Genomic DNA, 19,466 nt, shown 5'->3' on the forward strand with positions numbered 1-19,466 from the left:
CTGATGTTTGCCTTTTCGCGGAAACATTCTATGAAGAAGAACGGCATCGTGCCAGCCGCCATGGATCATCGAGGGTTGCTTGGGGATGCGCAAACCCACTCTGGAGGAAGTCGCGATCGAGGCGGGCGTCAGCAAGATGACGGCATCGCGCGCCTTGCGTGGCGTAGCCGACGTCTCCAGCGAAACGCGTGACAGGGTGATCGAAGCGGCAACGCGGATGAATTACGTCGGCAACAGGCTGGCGCTCTCCTTGTCCTCGCAACGCACAAACCTGGTCGCTGTCGTCGTTCCCAGCATGTCGAACATCGTCTTTCCAGAAGTACTTGCCGGTATTTCCGCCGGGCTCGATGGTTCCGGTATGCAAGCCGTGTTCGGCATATCCGACTATGACATGGCAAAGGAGCGCGAGATCATCCGCGACATGCTCTCCTGGCAGCCCTGCGCCATTATCGTCACCGGGCTCGATCAACCGGAGGAGACGGTGGAGTTGCTCCGCCACGCCAATATTCCAGTTATCCAGCTCATGGATCTCGACGGCACGCCGATCGATTTCAATGTCGGATTGTCTCATGGTGCGGCGGGAGAGGATATGGCGGAAGCGTTGATTGCGGCCGGGCGAAGACGGTTCGGTTATGTCGGCAGTGCCCTGGCTCGAGATCTGCGCGCGGGCAAGCGAAAGGCCGGCTTTGAGCGCGTCCTGCATGCGCATGGCCTTGGGTTTGCCGGGCTGCGGACCGATGACGTCTTTTCCTCGATCGCGCTCGGAAAGCAGCTCACGACATCGTTGCTCGCGGCGGTGCCAGACCTGGATTGCATCTATTATTCCAATGACGATATGGCGAGCGGCGGCTTGTTTGCCTGCATGGAACTGGGGGTTGCGGTTCCTGATAAAATGCTGATTGCCGGCTTCAACGGGCTGGATCTGGTCAATTCCTTGCCCGCGCCGATCGCAACCTCGCGCTCGCCCCGGCGTGCCATCGGCGAGGCTGCGGCGCAATTGGTGCGCCAAGCAGTCGGGATGGGCCGGGAACCGATGCGGAAAACAATAGTGTTCAAGCCGACGATCGCGGGAATTGACGGTTAAGGTTTAGGCCAAGACGGCATCGTCTTTTGGAGAATGCAGGGACAGAAGCAGCGCAAGAGAAAGTTGTCATTTCGGATGCGCAGCACTAATCTGTGCCGCATTGAAGGGTTGGCAATTCATGCATGACGATTCGATCCTGCCGATAGAGTTCGCCGTTTCGCTTGGCTTGTTATGCAATTCGGCGCTCCGCTTCTAGCCTTTTGGGTGGCGGGAAAATTGCCTCGTTTGCGCCTGTGGATTCATAGCGCCGCTTTCCTTGCGATCCTGGCTTCGCCGCTGACGGCGATGATGCTTGGGTTGCCGGATCTGCTCCCCGAAGAGGATGACAACCCCAGCGCTCGTTTTGCCTTTCTGCCGCTGATCGTCGAAACGGCCATCATTGTGTTGCTCTATTGCCTGGCAGGGGCGATGCTTCTTTCCCAATCCGTTCATTCGGCAATCACCGACTGGCATGGGGATACCAGGCTTTCGCAAGTGGCGTCGCGTCCACGCCGCGAGGGCACATCATCCTCTTTCGCATCCAAAGGTTCCAAGTCACAATAGATGTTGTCCAGCCGAACGCCGGATCGGCGCCGATCCTAAACTCGCGCGACCATGTGACAGGGCGCGCGATCTGGTTCTGGCTGTGTTCAGGCAGAGTTCATGCGAATCGGCGTATCTCTATTTTCATCCGCAAGACAGGAAATTGGGGGTAAGGAAAATGCTTGAAGGTTTGGTACGGATCTCGCGTGTCGCTGTGGTCGGATTGGCCGCGTTGCAGCTGATGACCTCTGCGGCATCGGCTCAATATTACGGCGGCGACGACGGTTATGCACCGCCGCCCTGGCAGCGCGATCAAGGTCGCGACTGGAGAGGGCCGCCGCGCGATCGTGGTTGGGATCGCGACAGAGGCTGGGACCGTGACAGAGGTTGGGACCGCGATCGGGGCTGCGACAGACGTGACCTGATGCGCGCTGCGCGCGCGGAAGGCTTCCGCCGCATCGATTCGGTTGACAGCAACGGGCGCCGAATTGTCGTCCGCGGCTGGAATGACGGCGGCCCCGACCGCATGGTCTTCGCCAATCGGCGCGGCTGCCCGGTTATCGACTGACGCTCAAGTCAGCATGCGAGCGGAGCCGAGCTTGGATCGGCCTCCGCTTGCTTCGCGGCAGGCATGCTTTCGACTGGCTGAAGTTGGCGCATATGTCGCTAGCGGCGATCAGTTTTCCGATGATTTTGCTTCACTCGGGCGTCAGGCTGCGGCGGCTCGTGGTTTTGCGGCAATGATACGGCCGTCATGTTCCGGTTGAGCTTTGGCCGATGTTCCAAAATCGGCAGCTGGTGACCTGACCTGGAATTGCCAATATATGCCCCAGGGATCTATCACTCCGCCGCGATCATCCGGGCGACCCTTCCCCAGCGCATAACGCAAACGGTTCGCCTCGTCTTCCGTCGCGCACTCGACGGTGATCGAAGAACTATGCTCCAGGTAGTCGAATGGTCCAGCCTCGAATCCCATGTAGGAACGGTTTCCGAGTTTGAAGCCCGCGAATTTTACGCTGCCGGCCGGTCCATTCGGTTGATCGGCCAATATGTTCGAGATCCATCCAGCAGCCGAACCAGGGATAAGCGCCGTATAGAGTTCTATCGCTCTTTCCATATCCCGGCGAAACCAAAGATGCTGCCTGACCTTCATCGTAGCGCTTTCATCAAATCCTGGATGGATGGCGATTGGCATAAAGGAGCTACGCCTGCCGTTCGCCGAATAAAAAATCATGCCGCCGATGACCCGCTTCTTATGGAACGGTGCCGCCGGCGGCATGCTGAAGAGTTGCTTCTTACCGTTCGTGCTCACCCCTGCGGAGCGCGGACGGAGGCCGCAACACTATTTCTCCGCAACTCTACCGGCGAGAGCCATCACGTAATCATCGGCAATATCGGCCAAGGTCAAAGCGACCTCGGGCTCATTCCAGCCGGCGGCGACCACCGTTTGGACGAAATCGCGAAAGGCCAGTTCGAGGACCTCTTCGCGCTCAACTGCGCGGTATGAGTCACTGACGGGATGTTGGGGCTTGCTGATCTCTATTGTTTGGCGAGTAGATACCATTGCTGTTTTCCCTATGGCTTGCCCCGATGGACGCAGGGTACATTCACCAAACATTGGGGCTTTGGTGTCTGAGCGATTATTCCCTTTCGTTTTTAATGAGTTACCAGTCGCGTGTCGTTAGCCATGCATCCGGAAACTTGCAGCAGCGTCCATTTTCGCAATTGCTGAAGTGCGGTGTTTCGGCTTGTGCATGGATGAGCGCGCGACAGGACGCCGCGCAATAGAGCCTTTCGGCTGCGTTTTTTCAGGAGATCTCGAGGTCCGCTATGCGGACTTATCTAGTGATAATAGCCGAGGGTTTTCAGCCATTCGTCGAAAGAGTGGCTGTTGCCGGCAGGCGTCGGCGACACGATCTGCCCGACATAACGTGGAATGGTCAGGTTTCTGGCCTCGCGAGGGCTATAGCCGAATTCCTTGCCGAATGCCCGGCTGAAATGTGCTGCCGAGGAGAAGCCTACGGCAAAGGCGATATCGACGATCTGCTCGCGGTTGGCGGGATCACTGAGGGCCGCATGTGCCGATAGAAGGCGGCGGCGCTGGATATAGTGGTGCACCCCGCCATATTGTTCAAATATCTGATAGAGCCTCGTGCGCGATACGCCAAGCTCGCGGCATATGCGTTCGGCCGTCAGATTTTCCGAGATGAGGTTGGCTTCGACGAACCGCCGCACCCGCTCCGTCAGAGCGAGGGCGCTATGCTGTTCTGTACCGGTCGATTGAGCCGCCGAGGTCGAAACGGCTGCCACGATCATATTGCGCACTGTCTGGACGACATGGGGTAGGTCAGTGGCTGCAAGACGCGTGAGATTGTTTTCGACGCTATCGAGAAATTCGATCAGCATGTTGGTAAAGACGCCGGAGAGGGCAATATTGTTCTCGATCTCCACCGGTGTGGGAACGTCGAACAGCAATGCCCTCGGCAGAAAGAGCGAGAGAACCTTCGCCTCGGTCGAGCGCCCTCGAAAAGGGTGTCCCAGCGACCGCAATTCCACCTTGCCCGGCTCGCCATCCAGAACATGACCATCGACTTCCGTCCACGTCCGGCCGCTGGACAATACGGAAATGTGCCAGTGATCGACGTGATTGGCTTTCACTTTCGCCTGCGAGCGCATGTAACTGTGAGGCGGCGCATCCTGCTGAACGACAAGCATGCCGCCCAGATTCCATGCTGTATGGTCTGCCGGAAAGCCGGCTTCCGGAGAGGCATTATCCGGCAGCCGGACGTCGGCCAAGGGAGCGACATAGGTCTGCCAAGCGGCAAATTGATCGCCTGGCTCCATGCCACGTGTCGAAAATTTCAACGGCTGCAAGGCTGGCGGCGGCAGGTCGCCCTCCGTCGCTGCCTTCTCCGGCCGCGGAAAGCGCCGCCGTTCGGACTGCATGGATTTCCGGTCGCGACGCCATGACTCGTCCTGCGCCTCGTCTGATGCGGATTGGGATCGGTCTTCGCGTCGCAAATCAGACAATCAAGTCTCTCCGAATGCCGTCGGGCGGAAGATAAGCATCGCTGTCAACTCTCCATCCGCCATACCGACAGGTTCCTGCTGCCTGCTTCCATCGGATAAGCCCGAAACTTGCTATGAATTGCTCTTTTCAGCGAGCCGATACGCGGCGATCCTGGCCTTATCCCGGGTTTTTTCAACTCAATACGGTTTTCATTTGCTGCGCATTTTGGAAAAAGCAAGTCTCGCGGGTTGGCAAATCAATATTCCCGTTTCACTTGTCCCAATATATGGCACCAGTTCGCATCAATCTGTGCAGATGCGTCTGCTGGCCGACGCGACAGAGGGTCGGCGTCTCCATTTCAGGAGCTTGAAACGAAAGCGCAAATCGCTCAATGCGTGCCCTCTGCAACGCTCAACGCAACTCTACCCGTTTTTATTGCACTCGACCTGACATGGCTTCCACCCCATCTTACTTCCGCAGGAGTTTTAGCCAGGTGTCTTGCGAGCGACCAATTCGTTTTTGCAGAGCTATGAATAATTTGCAGTTGCCCATTCCGCCAAGCTTGCCTAGGCAGATAGCAACTGCGGTGTTTGGAATGAGACATGACCGAATCCTCGATAATTCCCGTATTCGATGGCCATAACGACGTGTTGCTTCGGTTGCGTCGCGGTGGCTTGAATTCCGTCGATGCTTTCCTGAACGGCGAAGCTGCCGGACATATCGACCTGCCTCGCGCGCGTCGTGGCGGTCTTGCCGGCGGGCTCTGCGCCATCTTCATCCCTTCGCCGGATCAGCCGAAGCCCGGAAATGCCGATTTTGCGACGCCCGCCCAGCCGGATGCGCTGAACGAAACCCTGGCCATGGCGCGGCTTTTGCTTGCGATCGAGGCCCGGTCGCAAGGAGCCGTAAAGGTTTGCCGTTCGGCCGCCGATATCAGGCGGTCGATTGCCGAGGGCCAGTTCGCCGCCGTTTTCCATATTGAGGGCGCGGAGGCGGTCGCGGCCGATCTCGATGCCCTATACGTCCTGCATCAGGCCGGTTTGCGCACGCTTGGACCTGTCTGGAGCCGCCCCAATGTCTTTGCCTATGGTGTGCCCTTCCGGTTTCCTTCGACGCCGGATATTGGCCCCGGGCTCACCGACGCCGGCAAGGATCTGATCCGCGCCTGCAACGAGCTCAGGATCATGATCGACCTCTCGCACATGAACGAGCAGGGGTTCTGGGATATCGCCAAATTGTCGAATGCGCCGCTGGTTGCCTCGCATTCCAACGCGCATGCCATCAGCCCGCACAGCCGCAACCTGACCGACAAGCAGCTTGACGCCATCCGCGATACCGGCGGTTTGGTCGGTATAAATTTCGGCGTGCTGTTCCTGCGTGACGATGGCATCAGGAACACCGATACGCCTCTCGAAGTCCTCGTTCGCCATGTTGCTTACATTGCCGAGCGCATCGGCATCGAGCATGTCGCGCTGGGTTCCGATTTCGATGGTACGACCATTCCGGCAGCGCTCGGTGATGCGGGTGGCCTGCCGAAGCTGATCGACGCCTTGCGCGCGCATGGGTTTGACGCTCCCTCGCTTGCCAAGATCGCGCATCAAAACTGGCTTCGAGTCCTCGAACAGACATGGGGCGGCTAAGACGGGAATTGTCCCGTCTCAGCCAAAGACACGCACCTTTGTCTAAAGCCTATCCGCCGCGTCTGGGAAGAGCGTTGGCTTCGCCAAGATTGCGATAGCCGGTCGCTGGATGCGGGGCTGCAAGCCGGGGTCCGCTGCCGCCAAGCTTCTCGCGCAAGGTGCCTGTGCGATACTCGGTCTTGTAGACGCCGCGCTTCTGCAGTTCCGGCACCAGAAGATCGACGGCATCCTCGAAGCTTTCGGGGGTGACGGCATAGGCGAGATTGAAGCCGTCGACGTCGGTATCCTCGATCCATTCCTGCATCAGGTCGGCAACCGTCTGTGGCGAGCCGACAAAGACCGGACCGAAGCCGCCAATGCCGACCCAATCGGCCATTTCGCGCATCGTCCATTCCTTGTCCGGATCGATGGTGGTGAAGGTCTCGACGGCCGATTGCACTGCATTGGTATAGCGATGGCGCAGCACCTCGTCGGGCGAGAATTGGCCGAAATCGATGCCGGTCCAGCCGGAGATCAGCGCCTGCGCCCCTTCGAGCGAAACATATTGACGGTATTCGTTGAACTTGCGCTGCGCCTCGGCATCGGTCTCGCCAAGAATTACGGTCTGAAGATTGAAGGAAAGGATTTCGCGGGGATTGCGTCCGATGCGCTCGGCTGCTTCGCGAACATTGGCGACATAGCGCTTCAGGACTGCCTTCGAAGGTGCCGCGACGAAAATACATTCGGCATGCGCGCCGGCGAAATCCTTGCCGCGGCTGGATGCGCCCGCCTGGTAAAGCACGGGGGTACGCTGCGGCGACGGCTCGCTGAGATGAATGCCGGGCACGTTGAAATGCTTGCCGGAATGGCGGATCGGGTGCACTTTTTCCGGTCTCGTAAAGATGCCGCTCTCGCGGTCGCGAATGACGGCGTCGTCTTCCCAGCTACCCTCCCACAGCTTGTAGCAGACTTCGAGATATTCCTCGGCCAGGGAATAGCGGTCGTCATGTTGCGTTTGCGCAGACTGCCCGATGTTGAGCGCGCCGCTGTTCAAATAGGAGGTGACGATATTCCAGCCGACGCGCCCTTTCGTCAGATGATCGAGCGTCGAGATACGCCGCGCGAAGGTGTAGGGATGCTCGAAAGAGAGCGAAGCCGTCAGGCCGAAGCCGAGATGCTCCGTCTCATAGGCCATGGTCGGGATGAGCTGCAGCGGATCGTTGACCGGCACCTGCGCCGAATGGCGCAAGGCCGCATCGACGTTGCCGTTCAGGACGTCATAAACACCAAGCACGTCGGCGATGAACAGGCCATCGAATTTGCCGCGTTCCAGCGTCTTCGCCAGATGGACCCAGTAATCGAGGTCCTTGTAGGTCCAGGATTTGTCGCGCGGATGGCGCCAGAGGCCCGGTGACTGGTGTCCGACGCAGTTCATGTCAAAGGCATTGAGCCTGATTTCGCTTGTCATCTTGCTATTCCTGCGATTGTATCGTTCGGTCGGCGCTCAGGCGCCAACCGCTTTCTTGTTGACGAAGCTGAAGGCGAGCACGGCAAAGATCAGAAGCCCGGTGCCGACCTGCTGCCAGTAGAAGTTCAGGCCCGTCAGCAGCAGGCCGTTGGCGACGATGCTTAAGAGCAGAACGCCAAGCACCGTGCCGGCGACGTTCGGCCGACCGAGTGGTGAAAACGTCGTGCCGATAAAGGTGGCGCCGATGGCGTTCAGCATGAAGCCGTTGCCGGAGGAGGGGATATAGACGGTCACCGTCGCCGTCAGGATCAGCCCGGCAAAAGCGGCAATCGTGCTCGCAAGAATGAAGGTCACGGTCACATGCTTCGCCACTCCGATGCCCGAATAACGAACGGTGCGCGGCTGGATGCCGATGGCAAGCACGACGCGGCCGAAGCGCATGCGGGCAAACAGCAGTGCCGCTGCCGCGATGATGACTGCTGCGATCAGAAGCGGCACCGGAAAGCCAACAAGCGTTCCATGCCCGATAAAGCGGAATGCTGCGGGAACACCGGAGGGCGGCAGATAAACCGGATTGCCGCCATCCGTCAGGAGCTGCTGAATGCTGCGGCCGATGAACAGCGTTCCGAGCGTTGCCAGGAACGGCGATACGCCGATTGCCGAGATCAGGATGGCATTGAAGGCACCGACCAATGCGCCCGCGCCAAGACCCGCCAGGGCGGCCAGTGGTACCGGTAGATCAGCCAATATGCCGGAGACGAACGCAAAGCTTGCGAAATCCACTGCCGTTCCGACGGAGAGATCGATGCCGCCGGCGGCAACAGCGAAGGTCATGGCGATCGAGACAATGGCAAGCAGGGTAAAGTTATTGACAAGGATGCTCTGCAGATTGCCGAGGCTGAGGAAGGTCGGCGCCACGGTCGAAAACAGCGAGAAGACGAGGACAAGGGCGACGATGAGCCCGTAGCGGGCAAGGCCAGCGAATGACCGTGTCGGGGCAATGGCAGCGGTCACGGTTCAGATCTCCCGTTTGCGAAGCAGTGTGGTGGCCGAAACCACGATGAGGATCAGAAGACCTTGAACCCCGCTGACCAGTGTGCTCGGCAGGTTGAGCAACTGGAAGCCATTGATGAGAAAGCCGACAAATAGCGTCGAGATCAGCGTGCCGCCGATGGTCGGCACGAGCCGGCGGGAAAACACCGAGCCGAGCAATGCGGTGACGACGACAGGAAGCAGCATCTCACCGGAGCCGGTAGTGCTGCCGCTGAGATAGGCGACGGAGAGGATGCCAGCGATTCCACCGCAGAACCCGCTCGCCACGAACGCCCCCACAACCAGGCTCTTCAACGGCAATCCGGCGGCGCGTGCGGCCTCGGGAAACTCGCCGACGGCATAAAGCCTGAGGCCAAGCGGGGTGAATTGTACGATCGCCGTGGCGATAATGGTAAAGCCGATCAGCACATAGGCGAGGATCGGAATGCCGAACCCGTCCGACGATGAAAGTGCGGTGAGAAGGTCGGTCGAGGCCGGAAGCACGGTATTCTGCGTCAGCACCAGCTCCAGCCCGGCGACCACATTCATCACGGCAAGCGTCGCGAGCAACGGCACAATGCCCGCAAAAACGATCGCCAGCGCATTGACGATGCCGATCGCCAGCCCGGTGGCCAGCGCGGCCGCCGTGGCGACCACATCGCTAAAGCCGAGCTGAATGAGGGTGGCGTAAACTGCTGCACTAAGCCCCATATTGGCGGCTAGCGAGAGGTCGATACCGCCGGTGACGACATTGGAGCCGCCGGCGATCAGGACGATCGTGAGGCCGATGGCAAGAACACCCGAAATGGCCGATTGCCCGAGCACGTTGCCGATATTGCCGACCGTCAGAAAATAGGGCGCCGTAGCTGCGAAAATCACCAGAATGGCTGCAAAGGCAAGCAGCGAACCGAACCGCAGGGCGGCAGCGGCAAGCTTGCCGCTGGCCGGCGACGCCTTTGTCGTCGAATTTTCGGGTAGGGAGGCAAATTGAACGTCAGCCGACATGGCGCAATCCTTCCAAGGCACCGGTCGATGCCGACAGAACTTCGTCCGTTGTCGTGTCGGAGGAGATCAGTTCGCGCGTCACGCGACCGCGAAACAGCACAAGGATCCTGTCGGTGATGCCGACAAGCTCCTGAAGATCCGAAGACAGCACGATTACGCCGGCACCGCGGGCGGCAAGTTCGCCGACCAATGTGTAGATTTCGACCTTCGAGCCGATATCGACGCCGACGGTCGGCTCGTCGAGCAGGTAGATCTCCGAGTGGCGGCTCAGCCATTTGGCAATCGCCACCTTCTGCTGGTTGCCGCCTGAGAGTGTCCGCACCAGCGCCTCGCGCCCAGCCGTCTTGATCTGCAGTCGCTTGATCAGCTCGTCGGCGTCGGCGCTTTCTCGCCTTCTGCTGAGAAAGCCGAAACGGGTATAGCGGCCGAGGCTCGACAGGGTGATGTTTTCACGGACGCTGAGCTCCAGGCCTACGCCGTGGCCGCGTCTGTCCTCCGGCACCAAGGCGATCTGATGATCGACAGCTTCGACCGGGTTGCGCGGCTTCAGGCCACGTGCATCGACATCGATCGTCCCACCTGTTGCCGCCTGCAACCCGAACAGGGTGCGAACCAGATCCTTTGCCCCCGAGCCAAGCAGGCCCGTAATGCCGAGGATCTCGCCGCGACGCAGTGAGAGGCTGACATCGTGAAAGCGGCCTATTGCCGAAAGATTCCTGACTTTGAGGATTTCCTTGCCGAGTTCGATCTGCCGCTTGGGAAACATGTCGGCGATGTCGCGTTCGATCATCAGGTTGGCAATCTTGCCTGCCGAGATTTCGCTTGCCCTCAGAGAAGCGACATCGACACCATTGCGCAGAACCGTAACATCGTCGCACAAGGCCTCGATTTCATTGAGATAATGCGAGACGTAGATAATGGTCACGCCTTCGCTGCGCAGGCGGCGGATGAGGCGGAACAGGATCTCGGCTTCCTGGCGCACCAGCGCCGCGGTCGGCTCATCGAAGACGAGAATCTTCGGCTTATGCAGCAGCGCGCGGGTGATCTGGACGATCTGCCGTTCCGCCGTCGAAAGCTTACTGATCAGCGCGTTCTTCGGCAAATCGACGCCGAAATAATTGGCAAGGAGTTCCGCGGCCCGCCGCTGCATGGCGCCGCGGTCGAGGAAAGGCGTCTTGCCGAGGCGGGTCTCTCGCCCGAGAAAAAGCGATTCTCCGACAGTGAAGGTTGGGACCAGCAGCCGATCCTGGTGGATGAAATGAATGCCGAGCTCTTCGCACAGATGCGGCGTCAGGCGGTCATAGGCCCGGTCCTCGATCTCAATCCGCCCCTCATCCGGGGTGTGCAGACCTGCCAGTAGCTTGATCAAGGTGGATTTGCCCGCGCCGTTCTGGCCGACAAGCCCATGGACGGTGCCGCGCCTGATGGCAAGCGACGCGCCGGCCAGCGCCTGCGCGCCGCCGAAGCGTTTGACGATGCCATCGAAGCGCAGGATGTGCGACTCGTTGTCTGCTGTGGTCGCATGCTCGGCTGCGGTCATAAAAGAGGCCCTTCGCCTTTTGAGGGGCGATGCGACGGAATCCGCATCGCCGGTTTGCGGGTCAGCCGATGCCGAGCTTCTTGACCACGTCGGCGATATTGCTTTTGTTTGCCAGCAGGGCAGGGACATAGGTTTCGCGTGGCAGCGTTTGCCCCGAAAGCAGCTTGGCGACGTTGCGGATGGCCGTGCGACCGATTTCCGCCGGCTGCTGGGCTGCATCGGCTCCGGCTGGCGAATTTGGATCTGCAACGAGCTGCAGCACTTCCGGGCTGCCGTCGACGCCGTAGGTGCGGATCTCGGTGCGGCCGGCGGCCGTGAGAGCCTGTGTGGCGCCGAGCTGGGGAATGTCCCAAGCCGACCAGATCGCCTTGATTGAGCCCTTCTCCGGGTATTTGTTGAGGATCGCGGTGATCTGCGCGAAGGCGTCCTGAACCGTGTTGGGAATGACATCCCGAAGTTCAGGTTGAATGATCTTCACCTTCGGAAAGTATTTGACGACATTGACGAGCTGGTCATAGCGGATCGCGCAGGGCGTTACGCCATAAAAGCCGTTGAAGACGATGACATTGCCTTCGCCGCCGATATCGGAGACGAGCTGCAGCGCCAGATCCTTGCCGATACCCCAATTGTCCGATGTGGTGTTGTTGATCGAATTGGTGGAGCCGACATCGACGGTCAAAACGGGAATGCTGGCATCGCGGGCCTTCTTCAGCCAGGGGTCGATGACGCTCAGCGTGCCGAGGATCTGGACGATGGCGTCCGGCTTCTGCGCAATCAGCGTCTGAAGCTGCGAGACAAGCTTGCCGTCGTTGCGGCCGGCATCGACGGCGATAGGCGTGCCGCCCAGCCGCTTCACCTCGTCAATCTGCGCATTGTAGGCCTGCAGGTCGAAATAGTGGTCGGTTCCCGTCGCGCTGATAGCGATCCGCTTGCCTTTCAGCGACAACGCGTCGTCGGCAGCAGCGGCGGTCTTCGACAGAATGGTCGAGGCCGCGAGCGCCGTTCCGGCAACCGCCGTCAGTTTAAGAATATCCCGGCGTCCGAGGCCGGTCGTCTGTCCCTTGGTCATGAAAGCATCCTCTCCAGCAATTCACAAATGCCAATAGAATATAAAATAGGTAGATTTAAACGATTTGCGGGAGAAACGTTTTTCCAAAACTGGTGCGGCAGGGGAAATTTCCGTCATTTGCCTTTCTAATGTACAGATCGGGTTTCCACAGCCCGCGTGACGATCGTTAGCTTTACGGTCACTTTTCGGATGCCGGTCTATCGCCCCTCAGCCATTGACCCGCGTGGACTGCCCGCGAGATTGCGCGATCTTTTAGGCAAGCCCTTGCCGCCAAGCCTTCCCGTCGCGAACAAAGAATCTCCGAAGGCGGCCAAAATCAGATGAATTAATCTACTAAAAACATAGAGTTTCTATCTAAATAATTGCATGCGTCGCAGGGTCCTCATTCCGTCAGACGACGCTTCCGATTGATCGTGAGGATCGCGACAATGAAATTTCTCACACGGCTTGCCCTGACGGCCGTTGCTCCTCTTCTTCTTACGCAGGCTGCGCTGGCTGGCGGTGTGAGTGGCGCTCCAGCGCCCTTTGATAAGGGCGGCGTGAAGATCGCCTTGATCAGCTACATTTCCGCCGGCGACTTCTTCCAGGCCTATCAGGCCGGCGCAGAAGCTCAGGCAAAGGCACTCGACATCGATCTGCGCGTCTTCCCCGGCCGCCAGGATGCGGCTGCGCAGCGCGAGCAGATCCTCCAGGCGATCAATCTTGGTGTCTCCGCCATCGTTATCGATCACGGCCTGCCGGAATCTCTCGGCGATGTCGTTCAGCAGGCGCTCGACAAGGGCATCAAGGTCGTTGCCTTCGACGTCAATCTCAACAATCCCAAGATCCCTCAGGTCGAGCAGAGCGATCATGAGCTTGCCGATCTCGCGCTGAAGCAGGTCGTCAAGGACAACGGCAGCAGCTTCAAGGCAGGTTATGTCTACGTAGCCGGTTTTGCGCCGCTCGATCGCCGCAACGAGGTCTGGGACACGTTCAAGAAGCAGAATGCAGGCGTCGTCGAAAAGGCTCGCTTCGGCAATGTCAGCGATACGACGGCGACCTCGACTGCGGACCAGGCAAAGGCGGCGCTGACGGCCAATCCCGACATATCAGTCGTTTTCGCACCCTATGACGAGTTCGCGCGCGGCGTGAAGCTTGCTGCGACGGATCTCGGCATCACGGGCAAGCTGAAGATCTATTCGGCCGATGTATCGACGGCCGACATTCAGGAAATAACCGAACCGGGTAGCCCGTGGGTTGCGACGGTAGCGACCAATCCGGCTGTCGTTGGTGCGGTTTCCATCCGAGCCGCCGCTTTGCAGGTGGCGGGCCAAGAAGTTCCGCATCAGATCACCGTCAAGCCGACGCTGCTGACGCAGGAAGGGCTTCGCGCCGCCAATGTCCGGACGATCGAGGAGCTGGCCAAGAAAGTTCCGGCCTTCAACGCAAGCGATGCGGTCACCGCCAGCTGGATACCGGAGAAGCTTTTCTAAGCAGCTGTCCACGATCCGCCGGCGAGAGTTTCTTAATCTCGCCGGACTACGTCCATGAACCGGAGTTCATATGATGAGTCAGTCCAACGTCGTCTTTGCGGGCAGCCGAAACGCCACGCGGGAAGACCTTTTTGCCCGAGCGGAAGAGATTGCCGCCGATCTTTCCAAGCGCGCTCCAGAACTTGATCGCGAAGGCCGTCCACCGCTCGGCGAAATCGTCAAGCTGAAGAATGCGGGCCTGCTGAACGCCTTGCATGCTGCCCCGGTTGGCGGCGGCGGCCTCGATTGGGTGGATGGCTTGCGGTTGGTGCGCATCCTTGCGCGCGGCGAAAGCTCCATTGGCCAGCTTCTCGGCTATCACTACGTCAACAGCCAATATGTCTATTGGGCCTTCGAGGAGGCGCGTGCGCAGGAGCTCGGCAACAAGACGGTGGCAAACAGCCTCTACTGGGGCGCAGCCGTCAATCCGCGCGATCCGGGCCTCGTGTTGACGCGCCGTGGCAATGGCTATGTTCTGAACGGCCGCAAATCTTTTTCCACAGCCGCTCACGTGTCGGATTACATCAACGCCAATGCTGCCCTTGATGACAAGATTGTCGGCTTTGCCGTCCCGACCAATCGGGCCGGTTACAGGGCCAATGACGATTGGGACAATTTCGGCCAGCGACTGTCGGACAGCGGCAGCGTCGAATTCCACGATTTTCCCGTCTATGAAGAGGATCTGGACAGGGCAGCAACCGTCGGTGGCGAAGCGCCGGTGCTCGCGACTTTCAATACGCCCCTCATCCAGCTCGTTTTCGTGAACTTCTATCTCGGAACGGCCGAGGGCGCATTGCGAGAGGCGGTCGATTATGTCCGTACCACGACGCGGCCCTGGATCACCTCCGGTGTCGAGCGCGCATCGGACGATCCCTATATTCTCGAGCGTGTCGGCGAGTTCACTGCGGCCTTGAAGGCTTCCGCTGCGCTGGCCGACAGCGCCGCGGCAACGGTGCAGGAGGCGCTTGCGAGAGGAAGTCGGGCAACGGCGCGTGAGCGTGGCGAGGCGGCGGCCGAAGCCTATGCGGCGAAGGTGCACGCGACCCATGTTTCGCTCGATATCACCTCGCGCGTCTTCGAGCTCACCGGCGCCCGCTCGACCGCGGAGAAATATCGTTTCGACCGCTTCTGGCGCAATGTACGGACGCACACCCTGCACGATCCGGTCTTCTACAAGGCCAAGGAAGTCGGGGAGTTCGTGCTGAACGACCGGATTCCCGAAGTCAGTCTCTACAGCTGACACAAGGGCGAGGACGTGGCGCAGTCTAAAAAGGGCATAGGCTCATAATCTCCGCTGGTGCTGACTTCACCTGTACTCAAGATCGGTCAGCGTCATTTATATCCGAGGTGGTGTGGGCCAGGGTTGGAACACACCACAGCTTCAAGCAGGCTCGCCGATTGTGGCCTTTACGCAATGCTGGATGATTGATGTTTCAATATCCGGCTTACAAATCCTGTGCTCAACTCATTATTCTGTGGAGGGTTGCCGGCGCATGCCGCAATCCGCACACGTTCCTCATTAGGATCTCTTCGCTCACGAATCGTTTTCAACCTCCAGAAGGGCAGGCGATCTCGATTGAGAATGAAATCGATCCAATGGAGTCCTTCATGGCTGACACGCGCGCACCACTTTCCGGGGTGATACCGGAGATTTCTGTCGTCGGTGTCGGCGGTGGCGGCGGCAACGCGATCAACAATATGATCGCGCAACAACTTCAGGGCGTTGAATTCATCGCGGCAAACACGGATGCGCAGGCGCTTGCGACGTCCAAAGCCAACAGGCGCATTCAACTTGGCGCACAGGTGACGGAGGGCCTCGGTGCAGGCTCCCTGCCGGAAATCGGACGAGCCGCCGCCGAGGAATCCATCGATGAGATCATGGATCATCTCCAGGGCACGCACATGTGCTTCGTGACGGCCGGAATGGGCGGCGGCACCGGTACGGGCGCCGCGCCGATCATCGCTCAGGTCGCGCGGCAGGCGGGCATCCTCACGGTCGGCGTCGTCACCAAGCCCTTCACGTTCGAGGGCAACCGGCGCATGCGCACGGCCGACGAGGGCATCGAGCGACTGCGCGAAAGCGCGGACACCGTTATCGTCATTCCCAATCAGAACCTGTTTCGCATTGCGGACGCCACGACCACCTTCGCAAACGCCTTTGTGACTGCAGACCGCGTCCTTTATGCGGGCGTCAGCTGCATCACGGACCTGATCATCAAGGAAGGTCTCATCAATCTCGACTTCGCCGATGTCAAATCCGTGATGCGGGGAATGGGACGTGCGATGATGGGAACGGGCGAAGCTTCAGGACCGGGCCGCGCGTTGAAGGCGGCAGATGCCGCAGTCTCCAATCCGCTTCTGGACGACATGAGCATGAAGGGCGCGCGGGGCGTGCTGATCTCCATTTCCGGCGGAACGGACATGACGCTGTTCGAGGTCGATGAGGCCGCCAGCCGTATCCGCGACGAAGTTTTTGCCGATGCCGATATCGTCGTCGGTGCGATCTTTGACAAGAATCTCGACGGGGTGTTCAGGGTATCGGTCGTTGCAACCGGTCTGGAAAGTCTCGCGGCGTCCGCTGGTCAGCCCATGGAAACCAATATGGACCGGCACTAATTGGCTTCAGCGTGGCGCTTGGATCTGTGCCTTTGATTGTGTGAAAGCCCCGTCGCGGGTGAACTGACCCCGTAAAGTTGGACGGTTTATTGGCTTGGCTGATTTAAGGGCTGGGTCCTGTATTGAACAGGGCTCAGCCCTTTAAGCTTTAGCCTGATGCGATCGTTGTTGTAATATCGGATATAGTCCTCGACACCATCACGCAGGCTTTCGATGCTGTCGAAGTGGTTGGGATAAAAGAACTCGGATTTGAGGGTGGCGAAGAAGCTCTCCATGGCGGCATTGTCGAGGCAGTTGCCTTTGCGTGACATGCTTTGGGCAATGTTGCGGCTTTCAAGCATTTGGCCCCAGGCCGGCATCTGATATTGCCATCCCTGATCGGAATGCAGGATCGGCCTCTCGGCATTGCAGAGTTGGTCCAGGGCCTTGTCCAGCATGTTCTTGACCAACGAGAAGACAGGCCGCCTAGCCGTCTCGAAGGCAACGATCTCGCCGTTGTGGAGGTCCATGACCGGCGAGAGGAAGAGTTTTTGGCCGGCGATGTTGAACTCGGTGACGTCCGTCACCCATTTCTGATGCATACGCTCGGCGGTGAACTGCCGCTGAAGGAGGTCCGGGGCCACGCGTCCCGTCTGCCCCTTGTAGGAGCGATACTTCTTCGGCCGGACCAGGGACTTCAATCCCATCTCGATCATCAGACGCTGGACGGTCTTGTGATTGACCGTCTGCCCGAGGGTGCGGATCGCAGCCGTGACCCGACGATAGCCATAGCGCCCCTTATGGGCTTCGAAGATCGCTTTGATCCTGGTCTTCAGCGCTACATGCCGATCGGCCGGGGACGAGACCTTCTGCTGATAATAGAACGTGCTGCGGGCCAGGCCCGCAAGCTTCAGCAGACCGTCGAATGGATAGAGCGGCCTTAACGCCTGGACGGCTTGCGTCTTGTCGGCGCTTGTCGTGCCTGCGTTAAGGCTTCCAGTTTTTTTAGATAGGCATTCTCCATACGCAGATAGGCCAGCTCCGCCAGGAGTTCCTCGCGGCTCTTGGCCTCATCGCTCTGCGGGGCATCCGTCTTGTCGGACAGCACAGGTGGCTCGGGCATCGATCGGGGCCTTCCTCGACGACGTGGCATCAGGGCGTCAATACCACCGGCCTTATAGCGGCGCTCCCAATCCGGCAGGCAACTCTTATTGCGCAGGTTGAACAACGCCGCCGTCCGACGGTAAGAGAGCCCATCCTCCCACATCCGGCGCAGAACCGATAGCTTGAACTCAGCAGTGTAGTGGCCGAACTTCCTGACCAGACCGTCAACTCCATGCGCCGCGTGCATCGCAACCCATGTGCGCACCGTCGAATGCTCGATCCCAAAATACGCACTCACCTCCTGCAGGCTGCGCGCGCCGCCGCCATAAAACGCCACAACACTCTGCTTGAACGACGTGCTGTATTTCGACATGCAAAACCCCCGATGTTGGTGGTCCAACTTTCGGGGGTCAGTTCACGGGCGACGAGGCTTTCGTCTATCCGTTAAAGCGCGCCATTCTTCGGCGGAATGACGTCGTTGAGGTGATAATTGCCGACGACGTGATATTTCCAGCGGACGGGGTCATGAAGCGTATGCGTGCGGGCATTGCGCCAGTGGCGATCGAGATTGAGATCCAGCTTGACCGAGGCCGTGCCGGCGAGCTCAAACAGCGTGTTGGTCGCTTCGATAGCGATTTCCGTTGTCAGCACCTTTGCGGCCGCCACCGCGAGTGTCGCCTCGACGACCCTCTTTTCTGTTGTCTCGACCTGGGCGGCGTCGACCTTGCGACCGGCACGCTCGACGGTCGCGGTTGCGGCTTCCAGCCGGACGGCGATCTGCCCGATCTTGGCGATTGTCAGCGGATCGTCGCTCGCCCGCTCTACGCCGCTATCCATCCAGGGGCGCGATCGGGTCTTCACGAAATCAAGCGTCTCGGCAAAGGCTGCCCGGGCGATGCCGAGATCGACACCCGCATGGATGATCTGGCCGACGGAGCCGATCGTCGTCGGTCGTTCGAAGCCTTTGTGGTGAAGAACGACATGGTCGGCATTCACATAGACATTGTTGAGGACCGTGGTGCCGCTACCGGTCGTGCGCTGCCCGAAGCCATCCCAATCGTCAATGATTTCGATGCCTTCCGTTCCCTTCGGGACGAAGGCCATGACCAGCTTGTCGGCTTCGTCAAGCGCGAAGACGGTGATCCAATCTGCAAAGAGGACGCCTGTCGAATAGAACTTTCGGCCATTGATGCGATAGCCCGGACCATCGCGGGTGATACGCGTATCGTAATGCCCGACCGTCTTCGTGCCGCGCTCGGAAAGAGCGTTGCCGAAGCGATCGCCGGCCAATGCGCGCCCGAAGAAATAGCGCTTCTGATCTTCCGAACCGTCGACGCGCAAGGCTTCGAGGATGTAGAAGTGGTTCTGCGGGATCTGCCCGATCGAGCCGTCGGCCTGGGCGAGCGTCGCCGTGATTTCCGCCAAGGTGGCATTGGAGACATCCAGGCCGCCATGCTCCTCGGGAACCGTAATTGCCAGCAGCCCGGATTGTGCCAGCGCATCCATCTCGGCAAAGGGAAGCAGCCTCTCGCTATCGCGCTCCGAGGCGGTGGCGGCAAAACGCTGGGCCAGCTCCTGCGCAACGGCCAGCGCCTGCTGTTCGGTCTCCAGCACGGTGGCCTCAGGATGCGTGGCGTTAATATGGTGCAGTTGCGCGTTCATAGGCGGGCTCCGATTTCATTTGGCGCCACGATGCCGCATTCAAAGCCGGGCTTCGAGAAAAGGCATTTCATTTTTGAAGATGTCGTCGCTTCTTCATTCCTTTCTCTATAGAATTGATAGTCAATTGCTGCCCGAAACCATGCCGGCGTTGAAAACGATCGATACTCCGGGCTTTCATTGCTGGATGCTCGGCTCGCAGCTCTATCGCCGGTGCCTCCCGCCCCAAGCGCGCAACTGTCCGAATT

The 19,466-nt window shown here is 59.4% G+C and carries 17 protein-coding genes; 7 read left to right on the top strand and 10 right to left on the bottom strand.

Going from position 1 to position 19,466, the window contains the following annotated elements:
• Positions 1-85: 85 nt before the first annotated feature.
• The 3 genes from RTCIAT899_RS26325 (at position 86) to RTCIAT899_RS26335 (ending at position 2,174) form a co-directional block, all read left to right on the top strand.
• The gene (locus tag RTCIAT899_RS26325) at positions 86-1,084 is read left to right on the top strand and encodes a LacI family DNA-binding transcriptional regulator (protein WP_015342871.1); all 999 of its coding nucleotides are present in this window, start codon (positions 86-88) and stop codon (positions 1,082-1,084) included.
• 171 nt (positions 1,085-1,255) lie between these two features.
• The gene (locus RTCIAT899_RS26330; RefSeq protein WP_148289264.1) at positions 1,256-1,627 is read left to right on the top strand and encodes a hypothetical protein; all 372 of its coding nucleotides are present in this window, start codon (positions 1,256-1,258) and stop codon (positions 1,625-1,627) included.
• 157 nt (positions 1,628-1,784) lie between these two features.
• A complete protein-coding gene (locus RTCIAT899_RS26335) occupies positions 1,785-2,174 on the top strand; it encodes a hypothetical protein (RefSeq protein ID WP_041678188.1) in 390 nt (129 codons plus the stop codon).
• 141 nt (positions 2,175-2,315) lie between these two features.
• Here RTCIAT899_RS26335 and RTCIAT899_RS26340 read toward each other — a convergent pair whose 3' ends face one another.
• From RTCIAT899_RS26340 to RTCIAT899_RS26350, 3 genes are all read right to left on the bottom strand, one after another.
• Positions 2,316-2,885, bottom strand: a complete 570-nt coding sequence (locus tag RTCIAT899_RS26340) for a VOC family protein (protein ID WP_244441559.1) — start codon at positions 2,883-2,885, stop codon at positions 2,316-2,318.
• A 63-nt stretch (positions 2,886-2,948) separates the two neighbouring features.
• On the bottom strand, positions 2,949-3,170 hold the full coding sequence (locus RTCIAT899_RS26345) for a hypothetical protein (RefSeq protein WP_015342875.1): 222 nt from the start codon (positions 3,168-3,170) through the stop codon (positions 2,949-2,951).
• Between the two features lie 278 nt (positions 3,171-3,448).
• On the bottom strand, positions 3,449-4,552 hold the full coding sequence (locus RTCIAT899_RS26350; protein ID WP_015342876.1) for a helix-turn-helix domain-containing protein: 1,104 nt from the start codon (positions 4,550-4,552) through the stop codon (positions 3,449-3,451).
• A 666-nt stretch (positions 4,553-5,218) separates the two neighbouring features.
• Here RTCIAT899_RS26350 and RTCIAT899_RS26355 point away from each other — a divergent pair.
• Positions 5,219-6,256 carry a dipeptidase gene (locus tag RTCIAT899_RS26355; RefSeq protein WP_015342878.1) on the top strand — a complete coding sequence of 346 codons (1,038 nt, stop codon included), beginning with the start codon at positions 5,219-5,221 and terminating at the stop codon, positions 6,254-6,256.
• Positions 6,257-6,305: 49 nt separating this feature from the next.
• Here RTCIAT899_RS26355 and RTCIAT899_RS26360 read toward each other — a convergent pair whose 3' ends face one another.
• From RTCIAT899_RS26360 to RTCIAT899_RS26380, 5 genes are all read right to left on the bottom strand, one after another.
• Positions 6,306-7,703 carry an LLM class flavin-dependent oxidoreductase gene (locus RTCIAT899_RS26360; RefSeq protein ID WP_015342879.1) on the bottom strand — a complete coding sequence of 466 codons (1,398 nt, stop codon included), beginning with the start codon at positions 7,701-7,703 and terminating at the stop codon, positions 6,306-6,308.
• 36 nt (positions 7,704-7,739) lie between these two features.
• A complete protein-coding gene (locus RTCIAT899_RS26365) occupies positions 7,740-8,717 on the bottom strand; it encodes an ABC transporter permease (RefSeq protein WP_015342880.1) in 978 nt (325 codons plus the stop codon).
• A 3-nt stretch (positions 8,718-8,720) separates the two neighbouring features.
• Positions 8,721-9,740 carry an ABC transporter permease gene (locus RTCIAT899_RS26370; protein WP_015342881.1) on the bottom strand — a complete coding sequence of 340 codons (1,020 nt, stop codon included), beginning with the start codon at positions 9,738-9,740 and terminating at the stop codon, positions 8,721-8,723.
• A complete protein-coding gene (locus RTCIAT899_RS26375; protein WP_015342882.1) occupies positions 9,730-11,280 on the bottom strand; it encodes a sugar ABC transporter ATP-binding protein in 1,551 nt (516 codons plus the stop codon). The genes RTCIAT899_RS26370 and RTCIAT899_RS26375 overlap by 11 nt, the downstream gene beginning before the upstream one ends.
• 61 nt (positions 11,281-11,341) lie before the next feature.
• Positions 11,342-12,349, bottom strand: a complete 1,008-nt coding sequence (locus tag RTCIAT899_RS26380) for a sugar ABC transporter substrate-binding protein (protein WP_015342883.1) — start codon at positions 12,347-12,349, stop codon at positions 11,342-11,344.
• Between the two features lie 428 nt (positions 12,350-12,777).
• On the opposite strand from RTCIAT899_RS26380, the gene RTCIAT899_RS26385 reads away from it, so the two are divergent.
• The 3 genes from RTCIAT899_RS26385 (at position 12,778) to ftsZ (ending at position 16,476) form a co-directional block, all read left to right on the top strand.
• Entirely contained in the window at positions 12,778-13,821 is a 1,044-nt protein-coding gene (locus RTCIAT899_RS26385) for a substrate-binding domain-containing protein (RefSeq protein ID WP_015342884.1), read from the top strand.
• 73 nt (positions 13,822-13,894) lie between these two features.
• On the top strand, positions 13,895-15,100 hold the full coding sequence (locus RTCIAT899_RS26390; protein WP_015342885.1) for an acyl-CoA dehydrogenase family protein: 1,206 nt from the start codon (positions 13,895-13,897) through the stop codon (positions 15,098-15,100).
• 368 nt (positions 15,101-15,468) lie between these two features.
• Positions 15,469-16,476 (top strand): cell division protein FtsZ, encoded by a 1,008-nt coding sequence (gene ftsZ, locus RTCIAT899_RS26395; protein ID WP_041678393.1) that lies wholly within the window; start codon positions 15,469-15,471, stop codon positions 16,474-16,476.
• A gap of 86 nt (positions 16,477-16,562) precedes the next feature.
• Here the strand turns inward: ftsZ and RTCIAT899_RS32910 are convergent.
• A protein-coding gene (locus tag RTCIAT899_RS32910; protein ID WP_376766910.1) for an IS3 family transposase occupies positions 16,563-17,932 on the bottom strand; the annotation gives its coding sequence in 2 pieces (ribosomal slippage) (positions 16,563-17,455 and positions 17,455-17,932; 1,371 coding nt in all).
• Between the two features lie 71 nt (positions 17,933-18,003).
• Positions 18,004-19,221, bottom strand: a complete 1,218-nt coding sequence (locus tag RTCIAT899_RS26410; protein WP_041678189.1) for an SfnB family sulfur acquisition oxidoreductase — start codon at positions 19,219-19,221, stop codon at positions 18,004-18,006.
• Positions 19,222-19,466 lie beyond the last annotated feature (245 nt).

This window comes from Rhizobium tropici CIAT 899 (assembly GCF_000330885.1).
Lineage (GTDB): Bacteria > Pseudomonadota > Alphaproteobacteria > Rhizobiales > Rhizobiaceae > Rhizobium > Rhizobium tropici.

Excerpts from the sequence above, each read along its gene's own strand:
- RTCIAT899_RS26410 (WP_041678189.1), bottom strand. The coding sequence starts at position 19,221 with ATGAACGCGCAACTGCACCATATTAACGCCACGCATCCTGAGGCCACC.
- RTCIAT899_RS26335 (WP_041678188.1), top strand. The coding sequence starts at position 1,785 with ATGCTTGAAGGTTTGGTACGGATCTCGCGTGTCGCTGTGGTCGGATTG.
- RTCIAT899_RS26325 (WP_015342871.1), top strand. The coding sequence starts at position 86 with ATGCGCAAACCCACTCTGGAGGAAGTCGCGATCGAGGCGGGCGTCAGC.
- ftsZ (WP_041678393.1), top strand. The coding sequence starts at position 15,469 with ATGGCTGACACGCGCGCACCACTTTCCGGGGTGATACCGGAGATTTCT.
- RTCIAT899_RS26350 (WP_015342876.1), bottom strand. The coding sequence starts at position 4,552 with ATGCAGTCCGAACGGCGGCGCTTTCCGCGGCCGGAGAAGGCAGCGACG.
- RTCIAT899_RS26345 (WP_015342875.1), bottom strand. The coding sequence starts at position 3,170 with ATGGTATCTACTCGCCAAACAATAGAGATCAGCAAGCCCCAACATCCC.
- RTCIAT899_RS26355 (WP_015342878.1), top strand. The coding sequence starts at position 5,219 with ATGACCGAATCCTCGATAATTCCCGTATTCGATGGCCATAACGACGTG.
- RTCIAT899_RS26385 (WP_015342884.1), top strand. The coding sequence starts at position 12,778 with ATGAAATTTCTCACACGGCTTGCCCTGACGGCCGTTGCTCCTCTTCTT.
- RTCIAT899_RS26360 (WP_015342879.1), bottom strand. The coding sequence starts at position 7,703 with ATGACAAGCGAAATCAGGCTCAATGCCTTTGACATGAACTGCGTCGGA.
- RTCIAT899_RS26340 (WP_244441559.1), bottom strand. The coding sequence starts at position 2,885 with ATGCCGCCGGCGGCACCGTTCCATAAGAAGCGGGTCATCGGCGGCATG.
- RTCIAT899_RS26390 (WP_015342885.1), top strand. The coding sequence starts at position 13,895 with ATGAGTCAGTCCAACGTCGTCTTTGCGGGCAGCCGAAACGCCACGCGG.
- RTCIAT899_RS26380 (WP_015342883.1), bottom strand. The coding sequence starts at position 12,349 with ATGACCAAGGGACAGACGACCGGCCTCGGACGCCGGGATATTCTTAAA.
- RTCIAT899_RS26370 (WP_015342881.1), bottom strand. The coding sequence starts at position 9,740 with ATGTCGGCTGACGTTCAATTTGCCTCCCTACCCGAAAATTCGACGACA.
- RTCIAT899_RS26375 (WP_015342882.1), bottom strand. The coding sequence starts at position 11,280 with ATGACCGCAGCCGAGCATGCGACCACAGCAGACAACGAGTCGCACATC.
- RTCIAT899_RS26330 (WP_148289264.1), top strand. The coding sequence starts at position 1,256 with ATGCAATTCGGCGCTCCGCTTCTAGCCTTTTGGGTGGCGGGAAAATTG.